Annotated in this window: 1 protein-coding gene and 1 pseudogene; both read left to right on the plus strand. The window is 73.8% G+C overall.

What is annotated here, in order from left to right:
• Nucleotides 1-154 precede the first annotated feature (154 nt).
• Complete coding sequence (locus NMN56_RS23745) at nucleotides 155-1,192, plus strand: type VII secretion system-associated protein (RefSeq protein ID WP_430542688.1); 1,038 nt, start codon at nucleotides 155-157, stop codon at nucleotides 1,190-1,192.
• A gap of 241 nt (nucleotides 1,193-1,433) precedes the next feature.
• A pseudogene (locus tag NMN56_RS23750) lies at nucleotides 1,434-2,862 on the plus strand (hypothetical protein); the annotation flags it as partial.

The following is a 2,862-nucleotide window of genomic DNA, read 5'->3' on the forward strand; positions in this document are numbered from 1 at the left end:
TGCCGCTAACCGATCTTGTTCGTCAGGTGCCGGAGACCCGGAGGCCAACCCGTGCGGGGGGACGCGATGGGCACCGCCGGCATCCCGCGAGGGCGCGCCCGTATCGCGGGCATGAGAGCGAGCCAGTCGGCCCAGTGAGTGAGGACAGGACAGCATGAGCGACAACGGCGCCTCCGGCCCGGCCACCCCACCAGGACAGGACGAGTCGACGGCCGGCACCGCCTCCGCCGAGCCCGTACCGGACACAGCCGCGGCACCCGCATCGCCCGCCGGTGCGGAACCGACGGCGGGTGACGCGGTGACGGTCGGTGCGGAGCCGACGGCCGGTGACGCGGTGACGGCGGGTGCGGAGACGACGACGGGTGACGAGGTGACGGTCGGCGAGGGGGCGACGGCGGGCGAGGGGGCGACGGTCGGTGACGAGACGACGACCGTGACACCCGACGACAGCGGGACGACGGAACTGCCGGAGCCGCCGGAACTGCCGGAGCCGCCGGAGGAGTTCGTCAAGGCCGCCAAGCTCGCGCCCAACCACTGGCTCTACCTGACCGACCCCGCGTGGCAGGGCGAAGGCCCGCCGCCTGACTGGGCGGTGGCAGGCCAGTGGCGCTCCGACGACGCGGGCGAGATCGTGGAGTGGCAGGACAACGAGAACTACCAGCCCTCCCCGGAAGCGCTCGGCTGGCCCGCGCCCGAGGACGACGTGGACGCCGCCATCCAGCTCGCCACCACCGGTTACGGCCCGGCCGAGGACGTCACCCACGCGCTGGCCGAGGCGGAGTTGGCAGTACTGGTCACGGCGAGCGGCGAGCCCGTCAGCGCGTCGGTGCCCGACGGCACCGCGGTGGTCCCGGTCTTCACCTCGCCCTCCTACCTGCACGCGGCAGGACGCCTCGGCTTCGAACGGATGCGGGCGCCCGAGCTGCTGGCACGGCTGCCTGAGGGGCACAGCCTCTGCCTCAACAGTTCGGCGCCGGTCAGCATGGTGCTGACCCCGGACGCTCTGGCAGACCTCGTGACCGCCACCACCGCCGAGCCGGCCGGCGCCGCGTCCGGGCTGGCCGGGACCGCACCGGAACTGGCCGGGGCCGCACCCGAACAGCCCGAGGCCGTTCCAGAACAGCCCGAAGCCGCAGTGGTCTCTCCGGTCTCTCCGTACGCCCGGGACAGCAAGGAGGGGGAGCCCAGGTGACCGTCGTGCCCGACCCCGCCCCCGACCACGGCGGTGGCGGCCCCGGGGGGATCTCTGGACGAGTGGCTGTCGGCGGGGGGCCGATCACCGGCCCGTCTTCGTCACTACGTACACTCCAACCCCCCGGAGCAACACGTCACTTCGCCCCCCTCTGGGGTGGCTGACCAGGTGACGACCCCTTGAACGGGACCCGAGCGGACGCGTCACACCGGTCGGCCCGGCTGTGCGAAGGAGGGATGACGTGAGCCGCTCCGGTGAGGGACGGTCGTGGTGGTTCGGTGGCGGGGGCAAGGCGAAGCGGAGGTCCACGCGTTCCACGCCGGGGACCGCCGCTCCGGCCGAGGGCCCCGACGCCGGACATGGCGAGCGGTACGGTGCGCCGCTGCTCGCCGAGGAGTACGGCGCGCTGATCCTGCTGCGTGCCGCTCACGACGCCGCGATCAGCCGGACCGAGGTGACCGAACTGTGCGAACTGCTCGGCGCCGAGCCGGGCATCGTCACCGTCGTCACCGGCACGGTGGGCCCGGACGGGGACGGAGCACCCGCGGAGGAGTTCTGGCAGCGGCTGAGCGAACTGTTCGACACCCTGCGCGAGTCGGGCACCCGCACCGTACGGCTCGTCATGTCAGGCGCGGGGGAGGAGCGGCCGGAACGGGTCTCGGTGGCCCGGCAGATGGCGGACGCCTGGGAGCTGGAGGTGATCGCCCCGGACGGTGAGGTCCAGATCGTCCCCGGCGGCTCCCTCTTCGTCCGCCCCGACCTGCCCCGCGTACGCGGCTGGTGGAGCTTCTCGCCCGGCGTACGTCCTGTGGCACTGGGTGCGCGTCAGCCCGCGCCCGCGTGGCAGCACGGTGTCGAGCAGGTGCCCGAGTGCACCGACAGCGGCTGCGTGATCCACCAGATACCGGCAGGACTGCTCGCGCGTTCACCGCACTCGGCGGAGCCGGAGCGTGAGGACCTGTGCTACTCGGTGCCGGTCGACCCCCGTGGCCCGACGTTCCTGGTCGGTGTCCCGGAGGACGGGGACGTCTCGGCTTCCGACGTCGGAGAGGTGCTCGGCGCGCTGCCCTCGGCCCTCCGTTCCCGGGTCCGCCTTGCCCCAGGCAGCCCCCGCGACCTCCTGCGCACCGGCCAGTCAGCGGCCGACCTGCTCGACAGCGAGATCGTGGTCCACACGGGCATGCCGCTGCTCACCGCCGCGGAAGACGGCACCGCGCGGGCCGTGCTCGTCGGCGCCGATGGAGCCCCCCGGTGGCAGCCGTTCGTGGACGCGGTGGTGTGCGCCCCGGCCCGCCACGGCGAGCCCGCTCCCGCCCCGCGACTGCTCGGGTGGAACCTGCCGCTGCCGGACAGCGGCGACCAGGAACAGGGCACGGTGCGGCTGTCCAGCAGGTGGCAGGTCACGGTGACCAGGGCCGGCCTGTGGATCACGGACGCCGACGGCACGGCGCCGGAACCGGCGACCCGCGAGGTGGACGCCGAGGGACCGGCCATCGAGGTGGGAAGCCCCGGCGAGGAACTCGACACCTCGCTGTGGCCCGAACTCTCCCGCCTCCTGTCCGTCCTGGGCGCCGATCTCCGCGGCCGGGCACGGCTGTACGTCCACGGCACGGCAACGGACGGAGGCAGCGCACTGCGCGCGCTCGCGGCCCAGCACGGAGTACGCACCC

The sequence above is a fragment of the Streptomyces iconiensis genome (assembly GCF_028657195.3).
In the GTDB taxonomy this organism is placed as follows: domain Bacteria; phylum Actinomycetota; class Actinomycetes; order Streptomycetales; family Streptomycetaceae; genus Streptomyces; species Streptomyces iconiensis.